The sequence below is a fragment of the Streptomyces sp. ATLC9 genome, from assembly GCF_057196705.1.
The window spans coordinates 1-2,494 of the sequence record NZ_JBXUOY010000449.1; the positions used below are offsets into that span (position 1 = coordinate 1).

General features: G+C 75.6%; 1 protein-coding gene and 2 pseudogenes. 1 reads left to right on the forward strand and 2 read right to left on the reverse strand.

Going from position 1 to position 2,494, the window contains the following annotated elements:
* Both AC2CJA_RS26100 and AC2CJA_RS26105 read right to left on the reverse strand, forming a co-directional pair.
* Positions 1 to 888 (reverse strand): annotated as a pseudogene (locus AC2CJA_RS26100) (AAA family ATPase); the annotation flags it as partial.
* Between the two features lie 432 nt (positions 889 to 1,320).
* On the reverse strand, positions 1,321 to 1,962 hold the full coding sequence (locus AC2CJA_RS26105; protein ID WP_484605130.1) for a uridine kinase family protein: 642 nt from the start codon (positions 1,960 to 1,962) through the stop codon (positions 1,321 to 1,323).
* 231 nt (positions 1,963 to 2,193) lie between these two features.
* Between AC2CJA_RS26105 and AC2CJA_RS26110 the strand changes: the two are divergent.
* Positions 2,194 to 2,494, forward strand: a pseudogene (locus AC2CJA_RS26110) (hypothetical protein); the annotation flags it as partial.

Genomic DNA, 2,494 nt, shown 5'->3' on the forward strand with positions numbered 1-2,494 from the left:
ATCCACCCCGTCGGCCGACCACCCTCCGTCGGCCGGAGGGCCGCCCGGCCCGCCGGCGCCGCCCCCGGCCGTCGTGGCCGCCGCCGGCGGAGCGTCGTCCAGTCCGTCGCCCTCGGCGATGGCGGTGAGCCGGGCGGCGGTGTCCATGAACGCCGGGTCCACCCGGTACACCGCCCGGTACAGCGGCAGCGCCGCCGCGCTGCGCCCGGTCCCCTCCCGCGCCCGGGCCAGCCAGTAGCGCAGCTCCTTGCGCTGCGGCTGCTCGCTGCGGCAGCGCATCAGAGCGGCGGCCAGCAGCGGCTCGGCCTGCCCGTACATCTCCAGCCGCACCCGGGCCATGCCCGCGAACAGGCTCGCCTCGACGCCCATCAGCGGATCGCCCACCAGCGGCTCGGTGTGCCGCACCAGCAGCTCCCAGTCCTTGGCCAGGTAGGCGCGGCAGGCGTGCAGGAACCGCACCTGGGGGTCGGCCTCCACCGGCGGGCACCCGGCCAGCGCCCGGTCCAGATCGGCCACACGCCGGCCGTCCAGCCAGTGTGAGGCGTGTGCCAGCAGCAGGTCACGTTCGGTCTCCAGCACCGGCTGCACCCACCAGCCCAGCCAGTACCAGGAGTTGAGGGCGCGGCCGTGCCGGGCGCGCTGCTCGCCGAAGCGGTGGCGGTGCTCGTGCATCCGCAGCAGCGCGGTGGCGGTGTCCGCGCGCAGGGCGTGCAGCCCCAGCCAGGCGTCGGCCATACCCGGGTCGATGCGCACGGCGGCGCGGAACTCCTCCTCGGCGTGGGTGTAGGAGCCCACGGTGTACGCGTCGACGCCGCGCAGCCAGGCGAGATCGGCGGGGGCCTGCGAACCGTGGACGTCCCGCGTGCCGTAGTCCCTCACGTCCCCCACGAAACGTCCCCCGAAGGTATGCGCCGGGTGGTCGCCCGACGACGGCGGTGGTTCTCGACGGCGCTCAACGAACATACAGCTGAAGGGAGTTGACGCAGGCAGCGAGGCAGGAACCCCGGCTGTCCGCAGCCTTTGGCATGGTACCCGCGCCGCGGTTCCGGCCGTAGACGGCCTACGGGCAGGCCGGAGGGGGAGGAGAGGAGCCACGGGCCGACGACGGCCACCCGGTGACGGACGGTGACGGAAGGTCCGGGACGGCGTCCGGACAGGACGAAGCCCCCGATCACGGGGGAACAACCGGGGGCTTCGTGCGGTGAACAGCCTGTCAGGCCGTTCAGGGAGAACGTAGAACCAGGACCCGGGGGCGGTCAAGCCGGTGCGGGACGGAACATGCGACCCGTCCCGGCGGAAGCGCGTATCGCTGACGCCGTGTCACCCACCGTGTTCCCCGGGGGATTTCTCCGCCTCTCCTCGCGGCCCCGGAAGCACCAGGTATCCCTGCGCGCGCGGCCGTACCAGGATATCGGCGTGGGGGAGGGTGGGATCGGCGGCGAAGTGCCGTTCCTCCGCGCGCTCCCACCCGTTCCAGAAGTCCGCGAGTCCCGGCCCGTCCCTGCGCCGCCCCCGGGCCCACGCCTCCTCGCGCGGCACGTCCAGCCATACGACACAGGCCAGACGGGGGCGCAGAGCGCGGCGGCCCGCGCCGACCCCCTCCACCAGCACCACCGGCGCGGGCGGCAGCGTGCGCTCCCCGTCGAACACCCGGCGCTCCCAGTCGTACACCCCGTACCGGGCCGGCTCACCGCGCGAGAGGGGGGCGGCCACCTGCTCCAGAAAACGGGCCGTCCACTCGAACAGGGCATCGTGGCTCGCCAGATCGTCCAGGTGGAGCACCGGCGCCCCGCCCAGCTCCGCCGTGAGGAGCCCGGCCAGCGTGCTCTTGCCGGAGCCCGCGTGCCCGTCCACCGCCACCAGCCGCACGGGCCCGCACGACGGCGGCAGGGCACGCAGCCACCGGGCGAGACCGGCAGGACGGGCGGGGTCGTCCGGACCGGAGCGGGCACGGGAGGTCACCGCCCCAGCCTACGGCCGACCGGGTGGCGCCACTGGCCGAGACCGATGTTCCCGGGTGCACGGAAGCCCGCAGCACTGGCCCCGGGGATCGGGTGGCGGGAAGATGTGGACACTCCGCGGTGCGTCCGCGGCACCACCGTCGCCACCGCCGTACCGGCGCGGCACCCACGCGCAGCACCGCGCGACACCACACGCGCACCGACTCACGGAAGGACCGGGGTACCCACCGCCATGACCGACAGCAGACCGGCCACCCGCCGCACCGTACTCGCCGCCGCCGTCGCCACCGCAGCCGCCGCCGCCTCCCAGACCGCTCTCCCCCAGGCCGCCGCCTCCACCCTCCCGGCCGACCCCTCCACCCCCTCCGCACCCGTAACGGGCCGGGGCGGCCCGCGGCGGAACGGTTCCACGGTGGACTACCACGGCTGGTCCTCCACCGCCGACTGGCGTTCCGGCACCGGGCGGGGCACCCGCGTGGGGGGGGGCGGCCCCCCCCGCCCCCCCCAAACCCCCCCCCCGCGCGCCCCCGCCG